This window comes from Halalkalibacter oceani (assembly GCF_040544555.1).
Lineage (GTDB): Bacteria > Bacillota > Bacilli > Bacillales > Bacillaceae_D > Halalkalibacter > Halalkalibacter oceani.
In genome coordinates this window covers 138,936-157,000 of record NZ_JBEPKD010000005.1, presented here as the reverse complement: position 1 = coordinate 157,000, position 18,065 = coordinate 138,936, and the positions used below count along the sequence as shown (strand labels likewise).

20 protein-coding genes and 1 riboswitch are annotated in these 18,065 nt (G+C 41.3%); of the genes, 12 read left to right on the top strand and 8 right to left on the bottom strand.

The annotated features are described in order from the left end of the window. Positions 1 to 10 precede the first annotated feature (10 nt). On the bottom strand, positions 11 to 469 hold the full coding sequence (locus ABMB67_RS08590) for a DinB family protein (protein ID WP_251223574.1): 459 nt from the start codon (positions 467 to 469) through the stop codon (positions 11 to 13). 511 nt (positions 470 to 980) lie between these two features. Here ABMB67_RS08590 and ABMB67_RS08585 point away from each other — a divergent pair. From ABMB67_RS08585 to ABMB67_RS08530, 12 genes are all read left to right on the top strand, one after another. Next, the gene (locus tag ABMB67_RS08585) at positions 981 to 1,598 is read left to right on the top strand and encodes a stage V sporulation protein AA (RefSeq protein WP_251223573.1); all 618 of its coding nucleotides are present in this window, start codon (positions 981 to 983) and stop codon (positions 1,596 to 1,598) included. Further along, complete coding sequence (locus ABMB67_RS08580) at positions 1,588 to 2,007, top strand: stage V sporulation protein AB (protein ID WP_354571800.1); 420 nt, start codon at positions 1,588 to 1,590, stop codon at positions 2,005 to 2,007. Before ABMB67_RS08585 ends, ABMB67_RS08580 begins: the two co-directional genes overlap by 11 nt. Positions 2,008 to 2,018: 11 nt before the next feature. Beyond that, the gene (gene spoVAC, locus ABMB67_RS08575) at positions 2,019 to 2,480 is read left to right on the top strand and encodes a stage V sporulation protein AC (RefSeq protein ID WP_251223571.1); all 462 of its coding nucleotides are present in this window, start codon (positions 2,019 to 2,021) and stop codon (positions 2,478 to 2,480) included. 13 nt (positions 2,481 to 2,493) lie between these two features. Beyond that, entirely contained in the window at positions 2,494 to 3,501 is a 1,008-nt protein-coding gene (gene spoVAD, locus ABMB67_RS08570; RefSeq protein ID WP_354571799.1) for a stage V sporulation protein AD, read from the top strand. A gap of 5 nt (positions 3,502 to 3,506) precedes the next feature. Next, on the top strand, positions 3,507 to 3,860 hold the full coding sequence (gene spoVAE, locus ABMB67_RS08565) for a stage V sporulation protein AE (RefSeq protein ID WP_251223569.1): 354 nt from the start codon (positions 3,507 to 3,509) through the stop codon (positions 3,858 to 3,860). Positions 3,861 to 3,866: 6 nt separating this feature from the next. After that, positions 3,867 to 4,445 (top strand): stage V sporulation protein SpoVABEA, encoded by a 579-nt coding sequence (gene spoVAEA, locus ABMB67_RS08560; protein WP_251223568.1) that lies wholly within the window; start codon positions 3,867 to 3,869, stop codon positions 4,443 to 4,445. After that, positions 4,429 to 5,916 carry a spore germination protein gene (locus tag ABMB67_RS08555; RefSeq protein WP_251223567.1) on the top strand — a complete coding sequence of 496 codons (1,488 nt, stop codon included), beginning with the start codon at positions 4,429 to 4,431 and terminating at the stop codon, positions 5,914 to 5,916. Before spoVAEA ends, ABMB67_RS08555 begins: the two co-directional genes overlap by 17 nt. 63 nt (positions 5,917 to 5,979) lie before the next feature. Next, positions 5,980 to 6,155, top strand: a riboswitch (Lysine riboswitch). Positions 6,156 to 6,233: 78 nt separating this feature from the next. Further along, positions 6,234 to 7,553, top strand: a complete 1,320-nt coding sequence (lysA, locus tag ABMB67_RS08550; RefSeq protein WP_251223566.1) for a diaminopimelate decarboxylase — start codon at positions 6,234 to 6,236, stop codon at positions 7,551 to 7,553. Positions 7,554 to 7,812: 259 nt separating this feature from the next. After that, the gene (locus tag ABMB67_RS08545; RefSeq protein ID WP_354571798.1) at positions 7,813 to 8,250 is read left to right on the top strand and encodes a peptidylprolyl isomerase; all 438 of its coding nucleotides are present in this window, start codon (positions 7,813 to 7,815) and stop codon (positions 8,248 to 8,250) included. Positions 8,251 to 8,316: 66 nt separating this feature from the next. Then, on the top strand, positions 8,317 to 8,619 hold the full coding sequence (locus ABMB67_RS08540) for a recombinase zinc ribbon domain-containing protein (protein WP_354571797.1): 303 nt from the start codon (positions 8,317 to 8,319) through the stop codon (positions 8,617 to 8,619). A gap of 228 nt (positions 8,620 to 8,847) precedes the next feature. Continuing rightward, positions 8,848 to 10,284, top strand: coding sequence for a type I-C CRISPR-associated protein Cas8c/Csd1 (locus ABMB67_RS08535; RefSeq protein WP_354571796.1), 1,437 nt, complete (start codon positions 8,848 to 8,850; stop codon positions 10,282 to 10,284). Between the two features lie 82 nt (positions 10,285 to 10,366). Continuing rightward, the gene (locus tag ABMB67_RS08530; RefSeq protein WP_354571795.1) at positions 10,367 to 10,714 is read left to right on the top strand and encodes a YhjD family protein; all 348 of its coding nucleotides are present in this window, start codon (positions 10,367 to 10,369) and stop codon (positions 10,712 to 10,714) included. Here the strand turns inward: ABMB67_RS08530 and ABMB67_RS08525 are convergent. From ABMB67_RS08525 to ABMB67_RS08495, 7 genes are read right to left on the bottom strand one after another with little or no spacing between them, the layout of a single operon-like run. Then, positions 10,711 to 11,706, bottom strand: coding sequence for a peptidoglycan-binding protein (locus ABMB67_RS08525; RefSeq protein WP_354571794.1), 996 nt, complete (start codon positions 11,704 to 11,706; stop codon positions 10,711 to 10,713). The two genes, ABMB67_RS08530 and ABMB67_RS08525, sit on opposite strands and share 4 nt — an antisense overlap. Before the next feature lie 55 nt (positions 11,707 to 11,761). Next, positions 11,762 to 12,046 (bottom strand): hypothetical protein, encoded by a 285-nt coding sequence (locus ABMB67_RS08520; protein WP_354571793.1) that lies wholly within the window; start codon positions 12,044 to 12,046, stop codon positions 11,762 to 11,764. Then, the gene (locus ABMB67_RS08515) at positions 12,046 to 12,399 is read right to left on the bottom strand and encodes a phage holin (protein ID WP_354571792.1); all 354 of its coding nucleotides are present in this window, start codon (positions 12,397 to 12,399) and stop codon (positions 12,046 to 12,048) included. Before ABMB67_RS08515 ends, ABMB67_RS08520 begins: the two co-directional genes overlap by 1 nt. A gap of 19 nt (positions 12,400 to 12,418) precedes the next feature. Then, entirely contained in the window at positions 12,419 to 12,835 is a 417-nt protein-coding gene (locus ABMB67_RS08510) for a hypothetical protein (RefSeq protein ID WP_354571791.1), read from the bottom strand. An 18-nt stretch (positions 12,836 to 12,853) separates the two neighbouring features. Further along, a complete protein-coding gene (locus ABMB67_RS08505; RefSeq protein WP_354571790.1) occupies positions 12,854 to 14,185 on the bottom strand; it encodes a S8 family peptidase in 1,332 nt (443 codons plus the stop codon). Positions 14,186 to 14,220: 35 nt separating this feature from the next. Further along, the gene (locus ABMB67_RS08500) at positions 14,221 to 16,374 is read right to left on the bottom strand and encodes a discoidin domain-containing protein (protein ID WP_354571789.1); all 2,154 of its coding nucleotides are present in this window, start codon (positions 16,372 to 16,374) and stop codon (positions 14,221 to 14,223) included. Positions 16,375 to 16,408: 34 nt separating this feature from the next. Further along, entirely contained in the window at positions 16,409 to 18,016 is a 1,608-nt protein-coding gene (locus ABMB67_RS08495) for a hypothetical protein (RefSeq protein WP_354571788.1), read from the bottom strand. Positions 18,017 to 18,065 lie beyond the last annotated feature (49 nt).

The window sequence follows — 18,065 nt, the reverse complement described above, 5'->3', positions numbered from 1 at the left end:
CGAGAGCCACTTACGCACCCGCGTTTTTCTTAATCAGTTTACAGGCGCCTAAATGAAGACCTTCATGATAGCTTAAGAAACCGAGCAGGTCGGAAAGCGTCGTGAATGTTGTCCCGCGTAAGTTGAAAGTTTTTGCGAGCGGCAGATCACAGCCGTTGGCAGAAATCCGCTCCACAGCTTCAAGCTGGGCTTCGGCATATTTGATCAAGTCCGCCGTTGACGGAGGCTCGTCTGTCCATTGCGCTGGAGCGGTGCCCATGTCAAAGAAGCTGGTGTAATGGTCAGGAACAACCGGCTGATAATTGGCAGCATGCCGCAGGTTGCGATCGGCGATTACGAGCAGGTGACCGACATTCCAGCGGATAGAATTGGCGAACCCCGCAGGAACAAAGTCAAGCTTGTCTTCGTCAATCGATGTGACGACTTGCAAGATTGCTTTTCTCGCATAAGAAAACGGAACTAAGGCCATCAAGAAACACTCCTTTACAAAAAATAGGTTTACTGTCAGTGTAGCGAATTTTCAGATAAAAGAAAATGACTTTTTTGTTTAGTCGACCTCGCTTCCGGGATTTTTTCTAATTGGAAAAGGTTGCTTGAGCCTAATATAGAGAGATCTATGTAAGATGGAAAGCAACGATTGAACGAGTCTTTGCGATCTTAAACAAAAGCATCGACTGCGTTGGACGAACCTGAAGGGGCTCGGAAAAATCCATGCAGGCGATGAAAATGCAAAAGAGCTTGAGACAAAACTAGCTTTGGACCTACTGGCAATGACTTCACACGCCACAAGCCCGTTGTGAGAAATCCACTCACAACGGGCTTTTAAAAAAATCGTGGCGGTTCCGCTCATTGCTCTGGACAAAAGGTAAAAAAACAACCTTTTGTCCATGTTTTGAAGAAGGAGAGGCAGTTTTTGCTTGTGGAGGAGAATGAAGTTGAGGGTTTTCTGTCATACTAAAAGCAAAATGGAGGTGATTCGAGTGGAGCGAGAGGAGCTGTATTTGCGGCTAAAACCGCGGATTTCTGCTACTTGCAATCAGGTGCTTGTTCTTCGTGATATTGCTCATATGAATGCGGCTGAAACGAGGCAGGCTGCACTGGCCGGGCTTCCTCTTTATTCGATTTCACCTGAAGATCAGACTCATCTGATTATTGACATCATTGATGTCACAAAAAAAATCCATGAGGTATTTCCTCACCTTTCGATCCAAACCGTCGGCGCGCCACAGACGATTGTCGAGATAAAACAGGCAAAGTCGGCGCTAGCACCCGTCTATGTGGTGGTCGTTTGGTTTTTATTATTTATCGGCGCCGGGTTGGCGATTATGAACTTTCATGAGGATGTAAGCATGCGGGCTGTCCACCTCCGGATCTTTCAGCTTGTAACCGGCAATGAAGCGGCAAAGCCCTTGCTTTTACAAATTCCTTATTCGATCGGCTTAGGGCTTGGCATGGTGCTGTTTTTCAATCACTTTTTCCGCAAGCGGTTAAATGAAGAGCCTAGTCCACTAGAGGTTGAAATGTTTCAGTACCAGCAATCGCTCGATGCCTATTTGCTTCATCACGAAAACAAGCAAGGGAAAGATAATGGCCATTGAATCGGTGTTGATCATGCTGATCGGCCTTGGGGGCGGGTTGGCAGTCGGCGCTGGATTTGTCGCCTTCCTGACCGTGCTCGGGGTAGCGCCGCGCATGACGCAATTAACAAAAACCGGCTCGTTTATCCGCTTCTACGAATGGGCGTTGATTATTGGAGTGCAGGCTGGAACGTGGGCCAGCTTTTATCCGTTTTCCTTGCACGCCTCTCCGCTTTGGCTCATTCCAATCGGGCTGGCGGCGGGCACCTTTGTCGGGATGCTTGCCGCAGCGCTGACGGAAGTGCTTAATGTTTTGCCGATTTTAGCGAAGAGAATCGGCCTCGACGGTCATATTGTCCGCTTTTTAATGGCGATCGCCCTAGGTAAGGTATGCGGCTCGCTGTTTCACTGGCTTTTTTTTATTAAGTAGGAGGATGAAGGATGGCAACGACGACGGAGAAAGAACAATACCAAAAAAACATTCAATTGTATCAGCCGAAGCGGGCGGTATGGCGTAATGGCGCTAAAGCATTTTTGATCGGAGGCTTTATTTGTACGCTCGGACAGTGGCTGAACAACTTGTATTTGACGTATCTTCCGTTTACAGAAAAGGAAGCGATGGGGCCGACTTTGGCGACGCTTATTCTACTGGCTGCGCTGGCGACCGGACTAGGCTTGTATGACAAGCTTGGTCAATTCGCCGGCGCCGGTTCATTAGTGCCTGTCACAGGCTTTTCCAATGCGATGACGAGTGCGGCATTGGAGCATAAAAGTGAAGGGCTTGTGTTCGGCATTGGCGCCAATATGTTCAAGCTAACCGGAGCCGTGATCGCTTTCGGCGTATTATCAGCCTATATCGTCGGATTGACGAGGCTGCTCGTAAAAATGCTGATTCAATCGTAGGAGTGTGGAGCAGGTGGAACGAAGAGGAAGGCAAACATGGCATTTTAACAATCCGGTATATGTGCAGGGAACGGGAACCGCGGTCGGCCCTGAGGAAGCGAAAGGTCCATTAGGTGGCAGTTTTGATAAAGCCTATGATCATTTGTACGCCGGGGAAGAAAATTGGGAGCTCGCTGAACGGAAACTGATGAAGGACGCGGTGGAGGCGGCTTTAAAAAAAGCTGAGAAAAAGGCGGGAGAGATCGACTTTTTTTTAGCCGGCGATTTGCTGAACCAGATTGTGACGTCCAATTACCACGCGCGCGAGCTGGAGCGGCCATATTTTGGCCTTTTTGCCGCCTGTGCGACGGCGATGGAAGGGCTGGCACTTGGCAGTCTGCTTATTGATACGGGAGCGGCTAAACTGGTGCTGTCCGCAGCAAGCAGTCATAATGCGACGGCAGAGCGGCAATTTCGCTATCCGACTGAATTTGGCAGCCAGCGTCCTGAAACATCCACCTATACGGTGACCGGAGCGGGAGCGATTGTAATTGGCACGAAGCCGTCAGCGATTCAAATTACGGAGGCGACCGTCGGCAAGGTGATTGATTTCGGGCTGGCGAATCCGTTTGATATGGGATCGGCGATGGCGCCGGCCGCGGCGGATACGATTTTAACGCATCTTGAGGAAACGAAGCGGACAGTCGATGATTATGATTTGATCGTAACCGGGGATTTATCACGGGTAGGAAGTGGAATTTTGCGTAAACTACTACAAGAAAAAGGGATCCGCCTCGTAAATAACTACCAGGATTGTGGGATTATGATCTACCAACAGGAGCAGCCCGTTTTCGCGGGAGGAAGCGGGGCTGGTTGCCCGGCTGTTGTGACATACGGCCATCTCCTGCAGGAAATGAAAAGAGGAAAGTTCCGGCGACTGCTTGTTGTGGCGACAGGGGCCCTGCTGAGCCCGCTGATGATCCAGCAGAAGGAAACAATTCCTTGCATCGCTCATGCCATTTCATTTGAACGAAAGGAGTAACCGACATGCTTGAGTATGTGATCGCTTTCGTTGTGGGCGGGTTGATATGCTTTTTGGGGCAATTGTTAATGGATGTCGGCAAGCTGTCTCCCACGCATACTCTCAGCACGCTTGTTGTGGCGGGGGCGTTGTTGGATGGCTTTCAGCTTTATGACCGTCTGATTGATTTTGCCGGAGCGGGAGCGACAGTGCCGATTACCAGCTTTGGCCATTCACTCGTGCATGGAGCGATGGCAGAAGGGGATCGCTACGGTTTTTGGGGAGTCGGGATGGGCGTGTTTGAAGTGACGTCTGTCGGTATTTCCTCAACGATTTTATTCAGTTTTTTAATTGCAATCTTTTTTAAGCCAAAGGGGTGACGAAAAATGGAGAGAAAGCCTAAAGTTATTTTTGTGACGGATGGAGATGAAGCTGCCAGAAAAGCAGTCGAACAGGCAAGCCGGGAGATTGGCGGGCGCTGTATCAGTCATTCGTCAGGAAACCCTTCGCACTTAACAGGCGAGGAGCTTGCTTCTCTCATTTTACAAACTCCTAATGATCCAGTGCTTGTGATGTTTGATGATGGCGGCTACCGTGAATCCGGGATGGGGGAAACGGCGATGCATTATTTGGCCAACCATCCGGCGATTGAGGTAATTGGCGCTGTTGCTGTCGCTTCCTCGACCCATGCCAGTGAATGGGCGCATATTGATGTCGGTATTGACCGCTATGGCAACCTTACTGAATATGGGATTGATAAAGACGGTCTGGCCGACTTGGAGCTTGGCCGGATTAATGGAGACACCGTTTATGTACTGGACGAGCTATCCCTTCCGGTAGTCGTCGGCGTCGGTGATATCGGAAAAATGGCCGGTCTCGATACTGTTGAAAAGGGCGCGCCGATCACGAAGCTGGCAATCGAAATTATATTGGAACGGAGCGGATATCATGAGTCAGAAGTTTGACAAACAAGAGACAGCGATATCACGGGATATTAAGGTGAACGAGGAGATTCTGAAAAAGCGGCTCGGCTTTGATAAATCGTTTGATGTCGGGGTACGGAAGCTTCCTGTTCTTGATAAAGAAATTCAAATTTATTTCGTAACAGGCTTATGTGATATTGAGTATATTATTGAAATCATGAGAGAGCTGATGCTGCTTGACGCCCGCGGGCGGAAAACCCCGTCAGTGAAAGTGAAACAGGCGATTCAAAATCATTTGACGCATGTCCAGGTCGAGTATACGTCATCGCTTGATGAAGCGATCACGCGGATGCTCTCAGGCTTAATCTTTATTCTTGTAGAAGGCGAAGATGAGGCATTTGTTGTTGATGTCAGAAGCTACCCGGGACGCAGCCCGGAAGAGCCTGACACAGAGCGGGTCGTGCGCGGGGCGCGTGACGGCTACACGGAGAACATTATTCTTAATACCGCTTTGACGAGGAGGCGCATTCGTGATGAGCGGCTGCGCAATGAAATTATGCAGGTCGGGGTTCGCTCAAAAACCGACATCTGTTTGTCGTATATCGATGGAATTGCTGATCCTGATTTAGTGGAGATAGTCAGGAAGGAGCTTGAGGCAATTAATTTAGATGGCTTGACGATGGCCGACAAAATTGTCGAGGAATATATTGTCAAACAGGGGATGAACCCCTTTCCTCTTGTCCGCTACACTGAGCGTCCAGATGTCGCGGCAACACATTTGCTGGAAGGGCATATTTTAATCATTGTCGATGCCTCGCCGAGTGTGATTATTACACCAACGACGCTTTTTCATCATGTTCAGCACGCTGAGGAATACCGGCAGGCAGCGTTTATTGGAACATTTCTCCGCTGGACGCGTTTTTTAGGAATCTTTTTTTCCCTTTTTATTTTGCCGTTTTGGCTATTGCTCGTGATTCAGCCGAGTTTGTTGCCGGCGGGACTTGATTTCATCGGGCCGGAGGAGACGAATAACGTGCCGATCGTCGTCCAAATTCTGATTGCTGAGCTAGGAATCGAACTGCTGCGTATGGCGGCGATTCACACACCGTCCCCTTTGGCCACCGCTCTCGGTCTCGTCGCCGCTTTATTGATTGGGGAAATTGCAATCGAGGTCGGCTATTTCACCTCGGAAGTTATTCTGTATGTGTCCCTTGGCGCGATCGGGATTTTCGCAACACCGAGCTATGAGCTTGGCGTTGCGCTGCGGGCGACAAGGATTATGCTCATTATCGTTGTGGCGATCTTTAAAGCGCCGGGCTTTATTATCGGCGGCACGCTGTTTATTCTGTTGCTGGCGATGATTAAAGCGTTTAATAAGCCGTATTTATGGCCGTTTCTTCCATTTGATCCACCGGCCATCTGGCAAATTTTAATCAGGGCGACAGTGCCGTCGGTCCGCTTCCGGCCAAGTATTGTCAATCCTCAGGATCCGATTAAACAACGGTCTGAATAAAGATTGAACTATTTTGTTTGATATGGTAAAGTAATAGCGACTAAATTTCATAAACCTCAAAACAATTGGGGTAGAGGCGCAAGCGGAATCAGTACACTTTTGGAGCGGTGGCAGCGATGAGCAAAGTGGAAAGGTCTATTGCCGAAGCGTGGAATGAGCGCCAACTCATCCATAGCTGGGTCGCTGTTGAAGAAGCAGCGGACTGTCACTGCATGGTGCAGTGGAGAACTATTCTGGTGTTAGGAATTGACCCTTTTAACAGCTAGTGTAGTCGCATTAGCTGTTTTCTTTATAGGATGATGAAGGAGAGGACGAGTATGTATTTACATGGGACGAGCACGATTAACGATCAGGGACATCTTGAAATTGGCGGAGTTGACACGACTGCCTTAGCGCGCGATTATGGCACGCCGCTCTTTATTTATGATGTTGCTCTTATCCGGAAACGGGCCGCCAGCTTTCAACAGGCGTTTATCGAGGAACAGGTGCCTTATCAGGTCGCCTATGCGAGCAAAGCGTTCAGCTGTATTGCGATGTTCCAGCTTGCCGATGAGCTTGGGCTGAGCCTTGATGTCGTTTCGGGCGGGGAGCTGTATACGGCAATCCAGTCCGGTTTTCCGATGGAAAGAGTCCATTTTCATGGCAATAACAAAAGTCTCATGGAACTGGAAATGGCGGTCGAAGCCCAAATTGGCTGCATCGTTGTCGATAATTTTTATGAATTGGGCGAGTTAAGCCGGATTTGCGCTGAACGGAATGTGCAGATGAGTATTTTGCTGCGGATCACCCCGGGCGTTGAGGCGCATACTCATGATTATATTTCCACCGGACAGGAGGATTCCAAATTTGGCTTTGATCTGATTAGCGGCCAGGTGCATCAGGCTGTTGAAGTCGCTCAGGCTGACGGGAATCTGCGCCTGCTCGGTGTTCACAGTCATATCGGCTCACAAATCTTTGAAACTACCGGGTTTGTGATGGCGGTTGAAAAAATGTTTGAACTGATTAAGCATTGGCGGGAAGTGTTTGATTTCACACCACAGGTGTTAAATTTGGGTGGAGGCTTCGGCATTCGCTATATTGAAGGAGATACGCCGCTTCCTGCTGAAGAATACGTCCAGAAGATGATCGAGGTAGTCAAGCGTCAGGCGGCGGAAATTGAGATGGATATGCCCGAAATCTGGATCGAACCGGGCCGATCGCTTGTCGGGGATGCCGGTACGACGCTTTATTCAGTCGGTTCAAAGAAGCATATTCCTAATGTACGCGACTATTTGGCGGTTGACGGCGGAATGAGCGATAACCTCAGACCGGCGCTCTATCAGGCGGAATACGAAGGGATACTTGCCAACCGGGCCAATGAAGCGCCGACAGATACGTTTTCAATTGCCGGCAAGTGCTGCGAAAGCGGAGATATGCTGATTTGGGATTTGCCGCTGCCGAATGCCAACCATGAAGATGTTTTGGCTGTGTTCTGTACGGGAGCTTATGGCTATGCGATGGCGAATAATTATAATCGTATTCCGCGCCCGCCGGTCATTTTTGTTGAGAACGGTGAAGCGCAGGAAGTGATTAAACGGGAAAGCTATCAGGATTTACTGCGGCTCGATGTCCCCCTTGCCAATAACGTCGCAAAATAGCGGGCGTCTGATGTTGCAGATTTGAGAAGGAAAAGAGATGCCGGCTGGGACATAAATAGTAAAAGCGTGTAAGCTGCTAAAAAATCAACATCTCCCTTTTTCAGCAGCTTCAGGAGCGGTGCAGTCCACCCTCTGTCATTTGTCCGGCTGTTCATGCAGCCAGCACGCTTTCGTCCCGGCCCGTCATCCATTCGATTTCACATGTCGGCGGGAATCATGTACAATAAGGTGAATCTAAAAGAAATTGGAGGCAATACATATGAAAAAAGGTTCCATTGAATTTGAAAACGGAGAAAAGATTGTGATTGAATTTTACCCGGAGGCAGCACCGGGAACTGTGGAAAACTTTGAGAAGTTAGCAAATGAAGGCTACTATAATGGTTTAACATTCCACCGTGTGATCCCAGGGTTTGTCGCCCAGGGCGGTTGTCCAATTGGAAATGGGACGGGGTCTTCGCCACATGGATATATCAAGTGTGAGACTGAGGGGAACCCACACAAACATGTTGCAGGCGCACTATCTATGGCTCATGCAGGGAAGGACACTGGTTCTTCACAGTTCTTTATCGTGCACGAACCACAACCTCATTTAGACGGAGTTCATACTGTTTTTGGACAGGTTATAGAGGGCATGGATACTGTGTTAAGAATTAAACAAGGAGATATTATGAAGGAAGTAAAAGTTTGGGAAGAATAATTTCTACGATAACAAATATGCTATTTAAGCCTCCTCTGATATAATTATTCAGGGAGGCTTCTACTTATGTCACTTTTTTCACGGAAAATCAAATGTACAGACTGCGGTAAATATCATAAAAGTAAGAAGGCACGTAAAAAACAAATATATGTTTGTTCGACTTATGACAGAGAAGGGAAAGATGCTTGTAATAGAAATAAGGTAGACGAAGAATTCTTATTAGAAATGTTAAATATGAGGTATAAAAACTTATCAACAGAGGAAATAATAGGTAAAGTGGTTGAAGTGGAAATTAACTCAATGGAGATTAGAATTAAGGTAATTGACGGAGAAGACCTCATAGCTCGTGATAAACTTCTACAATTCTAATCTCCATTGAACTGATTTTACTTTGGGGTCACATCTGAAAATTTAAAACATCGATAGGGAGGAGGGTAATCCATTATTGTATAGCCATTCCTCCTTATTTTTATGGGGCTACATATTTACATATTAAGAAGCTTTTGTTATGCTTTAAATAACCAATATTTTTCAAATTTAAAGAAAATTAGTCCTATGAAGTCTGTACAATTTTACCTATAAAAAAGGAGGAGTTAGATGACTTTTTTGATGGAGCTTTATAAGACTTATGATGAAAACATTGATCAAGTGGGAGTATTTAAGAAGAATAAATACAACTCAGAATATACATTATTACCTATATCGCATATAACTCAAACTGCACATGTAGAGGTCACAATTGACCAAGAAGGCAATTTCCATTCCGCAACCATTATCCCTAGTCAAGATCGGCTTACTATCATACCATGCACTCAAGAATCCGCCTCTCGTTCAAGCGGATCTGCTCCTCACGGATTACATGATAATTTAATGTATATAGCTGGAGACTTAGCACAATACACTGAAGAATTTAACAATAAAGAACAATACTCAACTTATTTGAAGCAACTAAGACAATGGATAAAATCAGGATTTGCCACCAAACATGTTGAAGCCACTTACGCCTATGTTAAAGAATCATCTCTGATTAATGACTTAGTGAAAAGCAAGTTACTTCATTTAGACGAAAACGGACAATTAATTAACAAATGGGAAAGGAAACACTCATCATTAATCTCTGAAAAATCCCCTCTATATTCACAAGTGGAAATTCCAAATATAAATAAAGTATTTGTGCGCTTCAATGTATTAGGACTAGAATTTCCTTGGAGAGATAAATCGCTTTTTAGCTCTTTTATTGAATTCTACAATACTCAATTAGGTAAAGATGACATTTGCTATATAACTGGCGAAACTTTACCTAAGACACGAATGCATCCAAGAGGTATTCGAGGTTCAGGTGATCGCGCAAAAATCATCTCTTCCTCTAATACAAAGTCCATAAGACTATTTGGCATTGCAGATCAAGCCTACAATGTAAGCTATGAAGCATCGCAAAAGTGTCATAATGCACTGAAATGGTTAATTCAACAACAAGGATATGTTATTGACGGAAGGGTATTTCTGTTTTGGTCTGTGGATGGTAGAGGATTGCCCACACTTTTTGATAATGGATTTGACTTATTAAATAAGGAATGTACTATTGAGGATATTAAAAGTCATCTTCAATCGCTCAAAGAAGAAAATATCATTGTAAATGTGCTTATTATGGATTCTGCAACTATTGGAAGGATGAGCATCTTAAATTATAAGCACATGAGTTTAAATGATTATTTAGATGCCTTAATAAGCTATCACACCTATTACAAGGGAGAATATAGCACATGGAGTAATAATGAGGGGAAATATGTAAAGTATGAAGGCGCTCCCTCAATTAATGATATTGTCGAGGTCGCATATGGAAAGAGTGCAGACGATAAGATCATTAAAGATGAGCTGACAAGATTGACCGTTACTATTTTAAATGGGAAGCGAATTACACGAAGTTTACAGAAAATGATTGTTAATAAGGCTTCTAATCCAATCATTTTATCTGAGCAGGAACGGGAAAAAGCATGGGGAGTTGCTAATGCTTTAGTAGAGAAGAGTCATTAATTAATGACTCTTCTTTTTACTTGAAAATAGAACGTATATTCTTATATAATTGAAGCGGAAAGGATTAAAATGAGGTGATACGATGAAAGAACTAATGGATAAAGAGATAGCAGCTATAGTTCACGAGTATATTTTCTTATCCCTCGCTCGTAAAGTCTTAGAAAGAGACAAGGATAAGATTAAACAATCAGAAGTTAAAATTAAGACCCCTTATATAGAATTAATCGATGAAAAAATTATTCAGTTATCTAAAGATCTAAGGGATGTTAAGGTAGAAATGAATAAGAAGGGGATTAAAATACACAAAGTTAATGAATTAAGATACTCCGTCCATTATAAGGGATACCAGAGAGAAGTGGGATATATGGGTTATGCAATGAGGACTTATGTGGAAGAAATCATGAAAAGGTATTTCCTGCAAAAGAATTAAGAGTTTTCTTTCTCAATTTCTTTTAATTTAGCTTCTAGAGACTCAAGTGTCTCAGACTGATTCGCCAATTCTTTTTGATTATTTACAATAAGATTAAGTAAATTCTTTCTCAAACGGTTAATAACCTGTCCAGATTCCTCTCTTGTGATTAACCCTTTAGGTCGCTTTCCGTCAAAATATCCATTGATTCGTAATTCTTCCCACATTTCACTTGCCCATTTACTAGGTTCTGGTGAAGCTCCTTGTTTAATCATCGTGGTTAAATTTGAAAGCTCTTTTTCTAGTTTTTCAATTTTTTCTTTCATTTTATCTTCCTCCTTAGTTATGGCATCTAATGTCTGCTTGCCAACTATTCCATCTACAACTAAACCGTAATCACGTTGAAATTGTTTTACGCCTTCATTTGTTTTATCGCCAAATACACCATCAAAAACTCCTACACTGTATCCTAAGTTAGATAAAGATTGCTGTACATCTTTTACCTTATCTCCACGAGATCCTAATTTAATCTGTCCACTTGTGTTAGGAGATATATTGATTATTCCTGATGTATTTGGTGGTCTGTGACCAGCTCTAAGTTGTGCTGTTGTTAACCCAAAAGTATACTGTAGATGTGGATAGTCTCTAAAATTCGACCAATTGCCTCCCCACTCTAAACTTAATGATTCACCAATAGCACCTACACGCTTCCATCGACTATCAACTGTCCAATTAGCAGCACCATTACTATCCAACACAACAAAATCAACAGCCAACCCAAAGTTGTGATATGAATATCCACCTCTGGCATTTGTTACAATGTTCCCGCTCGTTGTTCTTCCTTGAGCATATAAAGCATCCTGCTCCTGAATTGAACGATATCCGTGAGTTATTTGTACATATATACCTTCGGCATATGACTTTCTAACAACTTCCAGTGCCCTTTCAGCTATATAAGGATGAACATTATCTAGCTTAAGTTGACTTCTATCAATTAATGTTTGTAGGTTCATTTCATTCCTCCAAAATTAAATCCCTCTTGACTAACTATCAAGAGGGATTATAAAATTACTTATCCATTAGTCTTACAAAATCTCTAATAATCGTATGTAGCGTTGTCGCTTCAGTTTTTTCTAATTCAAGTAAAGAGACTTCTTCGATACTATCAAAATACAAAATCTCAAAAGTATCATGCAGACGCAGTGAAGTTGATTGAGTTTCAACTTCATCTTCTTCGTTTTCTGGGGGATTAGCCTTATTGATTTTAAAAATTAAATACTTCTCATCCTCCAATGGAATTCTCATTTCTTGTAATCCATTAGGGTAGGGCTGAAAATCAGCAGTCACTTTCATTATTTATCACCTTTTTTGTCTTTATTGAATTCTGTAACTGCACGCTCAATCGCAGCTCTAATTTCAATTTCTTCAACCTCAACATTCTTTTGTTTTAATCGCTCTGATACATAAAGAATAGCCTCAGATAATTTATCTTGAGATTTTTTACCTTTCATAGTTTGCTCGATAAATCCAAATGCAGTATTTGCTAAATACCATAAATATTCATGATCTTTTACATTTTTATTGGAAAGGGTGGATTGCTTAAAAGTCTCATAAAGCTTTAGAGCAATTGTGGTTACAATACTAAATAAACCTAAAATAATTCCTACTGTAATTTCTACAAAGTACGGCTGAATAAGTTCAATCATAAATGATCATGCTCCTTTGTTATAAAAATTTAAGTATATCGGCTCCTGCAATTTTTACTCCTAATAAAATCAAAATAATAATTAACATATATTTAAAGATCTTACCGAAAGTCGAACCGATAAACTTCTGATACCAAGTGATATTCAACTCGTTAGATTTTTGAATTTCTTGCCTTAAGCCAGTAATTTCATCACTATTTTTCTTTTGAATGGCTTCAATTTTTCTTTCTTGATTTTCCATGCGTTTATCTTGTCGTTCCATTCTTTCATCTTGTTTCTCTGCAAGAGTAGTCAGTCTTTCAACATTTCTTACCAAAGCCATATTATTTTCCATGTAAAGTTTCTTATATTCCTTCAAGTCCTCCACATCTTCTTTAACATGGTTAATTTGCATTTGTAGACTCTCACTTTCTCTACATTTTTCGAACTCAGACATCAACGTTCTCTCCTCTGACTATTTAAATAAACGATATAAAATAACTGCAATTTCTGCTCTTGTAACTGGCTTACCAACTCCAAACTCATCATGAGATACTCCATTCATAACATTTCTAATTTGAACGTTTGTAATTGAATTTTTTGCCCAGTGATGACTAACTACGTCTTTAAATGAAATTGCTTGATTAACGGGTGACATATTAACTACAGAAGATAATCTCATTAAAATTATTGCTAACTGTTCTCTTGGCAGAATTTCATTAGGAGAGAATATCCCATCTGTATATCCACCTAAGTATCCTTTACGACATACTTCTTCAACTACAGAATAATATTTATCACCCTGCTGATAATCAATAAAATTAATATTATTTACTTTGAAAGGTGAGTTTTTAACCTCATCTAGTCGGCTTAAGATTAAAGCAAATTCAAGTCTACTTACTGGCTGAGATGGTTTAAAGGTTTGATCTGGATAGTCATTCATGAATCCAGTAGCCGACACCCATCCAATAGAAGACTTAGCCCAATGATTCTGAATATCTGTAAATTGAGCAGGTTGTTTTAGTCCATCTTCTTCAATTGGTGGAGTAAGGGGATTGGGAAGAGGAATTTCACTATGAGATAATTCTTTTTCTAATTCATTAAAAGGTGGAAGTATAAATAAACCCCATCCACTTCGATAATCGAATCCTTTCTCGTACTTATCTATACAATTCTGATAGATAAATTGACGAGTCTGTTCGGTATTTAAACGAGGCAGTCCTTTCGACTTTCTGTAATCAGCTACAAGAGCAAGCAACCCAGAAGTAGTGGGAGCTGCACATGAGGTTCCTGAAAATGAAATTTCATAGCCAAGTAAATTTATAATACGAACATTCGTAAAAGCTACAGCATCAAGTTCGGCTCCGCCATTACTATAAGACGCTACAGTATTTAAATTATTATTATAAGCACCTATAGCAATAGTCCACTCATATCTTGCAGGATATGAAATTCTATCTTCATTACCGTTATTACCTGATGCAGCTATAATAGGTATATTATATTTTTCTAATGGCAAAAAAGATTGGGAGGCTATAGAAGTGCCACCTAAGCTTGCATTTATAATATCAATGTCATCTTTATTTTCTTCTATGTATTCATAAGCATCTTGCTTCCCCTGAGTAGTTGTGAAACGAAAGTGAACTATTTTAGCATCAGGTGCAAATACTTGTGGTACAGAAGATGAACCATGTATATGTCCGTCTGTATTGCCATCTAAGACTACGATGTGAGCACGTTTACCTGTAAATCCAGATTCATGATAAGTTATGGCGTTCGACTTAATTAATAATTGCTCATTACTCACTAAATCATCCTTTCCTTCTAATAATTAAAACTGAATTATTTTGGTTTATATGTATGGAGATATAAAACATCATCTTCTAATTGTTTTAATACATTAGAATCAATTCCTGTTAAATCATCCATTCCTTCTTCAAGGAAAAGTGTTTCTTTGGCGGATATCTCAGTTGGAACTACACCTAAGTCAATCCAAACTTGTGAAATATTATCATATTTATAGTAATGATTGTTGTATAAAATTAGGCTTTTATATAATGATGGTATGTCAATCAGGAGTACGGGGCGGAATACTCTGTTTATCGACAAATTATTAGTAGCAATGCTTTGAGACAAACTTATATTTGTTGAAGCTCCTCTTGCAATTCGATTGGAAGGGCTACCACTTACAGTTGTCGTAGTCCATGCTTGCCTGTTTCCTGCTCCTTTACCACTCCAGTTCCATACATCATCATCACCGGGAGTAATTGTACCATTCAAATCACTGTTTACGATATGCTCATCCCACTCATTGTCGGTATCAGAAGAATTAACCCCACCTGTGATAAGTCTAATTGTTGAAGAAGAATACTTTTCGCTTTCTGAAAACGATAGATCGCGAATTACCACAAAAGATCTGCTACACTCAAGAATATTAATACGATAATATCTATATTCTTTATTATTGTCAAAAAAGAAACTCCTCCTTGTATAATTCGGCACAATACCAGAAGTTCTACTATCTAGTATATCCCAATTTAACTGATCATTACTTGCTTCTATATTCCAAGACAATGGCTGTGATTCTACGTTTGCGTCACGAGTTGTGAAGGAATAAGAATTAAATTTCTTAGAAGACTTTAAATCAATTTCTAACCATTGAGGCATTTCCAAAGAGGAATCTGACCCCCATCCATATGCAGTATCAGTCTGTGGATTTAATGCTCTCCATGCCATATATAAATTTGAATCATTTTCTGATGATGCTCTAACGCTTATTGTATCCGAATCATTTGAATAAATGACAGGCAACTCAAAAAAAAGAACATTCGACTCAATACCACTACCACTCGCTATACCTGCACTATTCAACGTATCCCAACTAATCTCATTCTGAATCGGTCTGTCGGCTATTAACTTCCGTCTTCCATCAAACTCATCATCAACCATAATAAAATAAAAGTCACCGTCAGGTTCATTCGTACTTTCAGGAGGGATAAAGTCGTTTATTCCATCAACATAATGTTCTTTTCCTAATCCATAAAAATACCCAACTTCATCAGGTTTAGCTGTGTAGTGACATCTGATACGTTTGCCAATATCTAAGTCTCTGACGTCTGTAACTTCGTCAGGGTGAAGAAGTCTACCGTTATCTCCAATGTCGATTGCGTCTATCATAAAATTGGCTGTATCTGATGTTGAAGCTCTTTTGACAACAACATTGTGTTTTCCTAAATCTAATCCAGTTTTTTCAAAGTTCAATACCTGTTCAGTATTGGCTTCCCCCAATTGAGAAAACGAAGAAACTAACACTCCATCAATATAAGCTTCTAATCCATCTGAATAATGAGAACTCCAAATTCTACCAATATATCTAATTTTATCACCATAGAATGAGAAATGAACCTCTCCAACTTCATCGCTAGTATAGTGAAATATATTATTATAAACCCCTGTTAAATCCCATCTGATCCAATCTCCCTCGTATCTAATAGCTGGATGAGTGTCATCATATCTTTTCCAACCTTCTTCAGGTGCAGTTAATTGATCTCCAACTTGAGCTGGAGGTTGATATATATACGCATTTATATCAATATCTACTGCATCTATTCTCACTTGATTATTTGTATCTGTTGAAGATGGCGCTATTAATTCAAATACATGCTCCGAACCTGTTAAGTTTAATGCTTCAAAAACTAACGCAGGGCTAACTGAACCCACTTTCATGCTAAATGTATATTCTACACCGTCAATTTTCACAATAACACTATCGTTACCCCTACTATTAGAATAAGCAATCAATCTGATTTTATTCCCACTAAACATGAAGTACACAGAAGAATCAGATTCGTCTGTGTACTTCATTGTTCCTCCACTATACAAAGTGCTATTAGAAGCACTGTGCCAAGTGCCGATATATTTAATTGAGGTGTCTGTATCTTCTACACGCTTCCAGCCTTCCTCTGGCTGAGTTAATTGATCGCCTACCTGTGCCATTTATATCACCTCTCTTGTAAATAAAGTAATTGATTTATTGTGTTTCTTTGTATTGAAAAACGGGTCTGAATCCAGTATTAGAAGGGTCTAATGAAGAAGATGGAAATCCCGTATGACCTGCATTCAAGCTTCCTCTTCTAACTCTTTGATCGGATGCTCTGCCTTGGATATTGACATCTGGTGTGTCTTGTGTCCATGTGTAGCATTTACTCCAATGAAACACATCATCTAACGTAGCTCCATCTGCAATTAAATTCTCTGGAAAATTAACAATATATTTATCCCACTCATTGGTTGTAGGGAATGCTCCAAATCCTTGATCTGATAAACTTTTATTTCCGTTTTCGTCAGCATATGAAACTCCGCCAGTGATTGATCGGATTTTTCTTTGATGGAAGTCGTATATGGTAATATATGGTGACTCATCGTGACCTACTGCTAAATAATTGCCATCTGGTGAGAATGATGTTCCCCATCCTATATTTATTGGCAACACATCAGGATCAGGCAACTTTGTAAAATTATCACCATTTCTTTTATAAATGGTGATAGAGGGTAAAATAGAATGAGCGACAGCTAAATAATTCCCATCTGATGAAAATGAGGTTCCTCGTCCTATGTTTGTCGGTAAAATATCTGGATTAGGTAGCTTAGTAAATGTATCGTCATTTCGCTTGTATATACTGACAAATGGTGAACCAGAATGTACCACAGCTAAATAATTCCCATCAGGTGAGAAGGAAAATCCGCGTCCTGTACCCGTTGGCAATCCACTTGGATCAGGTAATTTCTCAAAACTATCGCCATTACGCTTATAAATAGTGACAAATGGTGAAGTGTTATGCCCCACTACTAAATGATTTCCGTCGGGTGAAAACGAGGTTTGAACTCCTGTATCCGTTGGTAATTCACTTGGGTTAGGTAGTTTTGTAAAAGTGTCGCCATTCTTCTTATAAATGGTAATATATGGTGAACCGACATGCACCACAGATAAATAATTACCATCTGGTGAGAAGGATACTCCGTATCCTGTACCTGTTGGCAATTCACTTGGGTCAGGTAATTTCGTAAGATTATCACCACTCCTCTTATAAATTGTAATGTATGGTGAAACATCGTGAGCCACAGCTAAATAATTTCCATCAGACGAGAATGATACTCCTCTACTATTACCTGCTGGTAAAATATCTGGATCAGGTAGTTTGATAAAAGTATCGTCATTTCGCTTGTATATACTGACAAATGGTGAACTGCTATGAGCTACAGCTAAATAATTCCCATCAGGTGAAAATGAAGTTGATTGACCGTTTCCTGTTGGCAATTCATCAGGATCAGGCAACTTCATAATAGGCAAACTTGAAGGCTGAATCATCCCCCCTGCATTAAGCGTATCCCATGAAATACTATGTTGCACAACTCTATCAGCTATCAACAACCCTTTCTCAGCTTTCACCAAATAAAACGTCCCATCAGGTGAAGCAGATCCTTCTACTGGAATTTCACTTGCTGTTGAATACCCTAACTCACTAAATGTACCCACATTACCGCTTGATGCTTGATATTTACATACAATATAATCTCCGATTTCCATGTCTTGTATTTTTGTTCTTAGTTGACCAGTTGTTGCTGGTATTGGACTCATTAAATCACAACCTTTCTATTTTAATTAGCACTTATAATATTATTCAAAC

Excerpts from the sequence above, each read along its gene's own strand:
- ABMB67_RS08535 (WP_354571796.1), top strand. The coding sequence starts at position 8,848 with ATGACTTTTTTGATGGAGCTTTATAAGACTTATGATGAAAACATTGAT.
- ABMB67_RS08545 (WP_354571798.1), top strand. The coding sequence starts at position 7,813 with ATGAAAAAAGGTTCCATTGAATTTGAAAACGGAGAAAAGATTGTGATT.
- lysA (WP_251223566.1), top strand. The coding sequence starts at position 6,234 with ATGTATTTACATGGGACGAGCACGATTAACGATCAGGGACATCTTGAA.
- ABMB67_RS08515 (WP_354571792.1), bottom strand. The coding sequence starts at position 12,399 with ATGATTGAACTTATTCAGCCGTACTTTGTAGAAATTACAGTAGGAATT.
- ABMB67_RS08495 (WP_354571788.1), bottom strand. The coding sequence starts at position 18,016 with ATGAGTCCAATACCAGCAACAACTGGTCAACTAAGAACAAAAATACAA.
- ABMB67_RS08590 (WP_251223574.1), bottom strand. The coding sequence starts at position 469 with ATGGCCTTAGTTCCGTTTTCTTATGCGAGAAAAGCAATCTTGCAAGTC.
- ABMB67_RS08520 (WP_354571793.1), bottom strand. The coding sequence starts at position 12,046 with ATGAAAGTGACTGCTGATTTTCAGCCCTACCCTAATGGATTACAAGAA.
- ABMB67_RS08555 (WP_251223567.1), top strand. The coding sequence starts at position 4,429 with ATGAGTCAGAAGTTTGACAAACAAGAGACAGCGATATCACGGGATATT.
- ABMB67_RS08540 (WP_354571797.1), top strand. The coding sequence starts at position 8,317 with ATGTCACTTTTTTCACGGAAAATCAAATGTACAGACTGCGGTAAATAT.
- ABMB67_RS08510 (WP_354571791.1), bottom strand. The coding sequence starts at position 12,835 with ATGTCTGAGTTCGAAAAATGTAGAGAAAGTGAGAGTCTACAAATGCAA.
- spoVAC (WP_251223571.1), top strand. The coding sequence starts at position 2,019 with ATGGCAACGACGACGGAGAAAGAACAATACCAAAAAAACATTCAATTG.
- ABMB67_RS08530 (WP_354571795.1), top strand. The coding sequence starts at position 10,367 with ATGAAAGAACTAATGGATAAAGAGATAGCAGCTATAGTTCACGAGTAT.
- ABMB67_RS08500 (WP_354571789.1), bottom strand. The coding sequence starts at position 16,374 with ATGGCACAGGTAGGCGATCAATTAACTCAGCCAGAGGAAGGCTGGAAG.
- spoVAEA (WP_251223568.1), top strand. The coding sequence starts at position 3,867 with ATGGAGAGAAAGCCTAAAGTTATTTTTGTGACGGATGGAGATGAAGCT.
- ABMB67_RS08580 (WP_354571800.1), top strand. The coding sequence starts at position 1,588 with ATGGCCATTGAATCGGTGTTGATCATGCTGATCGGCCTTGGGGGCGGG.
- spoVAE (WP_251223569.1), top strand. The coding sequence starts at position 3,507 with ATGCTTGAGTATGTGATCGCTTTCGTTGTGGGCGGGTTGATATGCTTT.
- ABMB67_RS08525 (WP_354571794.1), bottom strand. The coding sequence starts at position 11,706 with ATGAACCTACAAACATTAATTGATAGAAGTCAACTTAAGCTAGATAAT.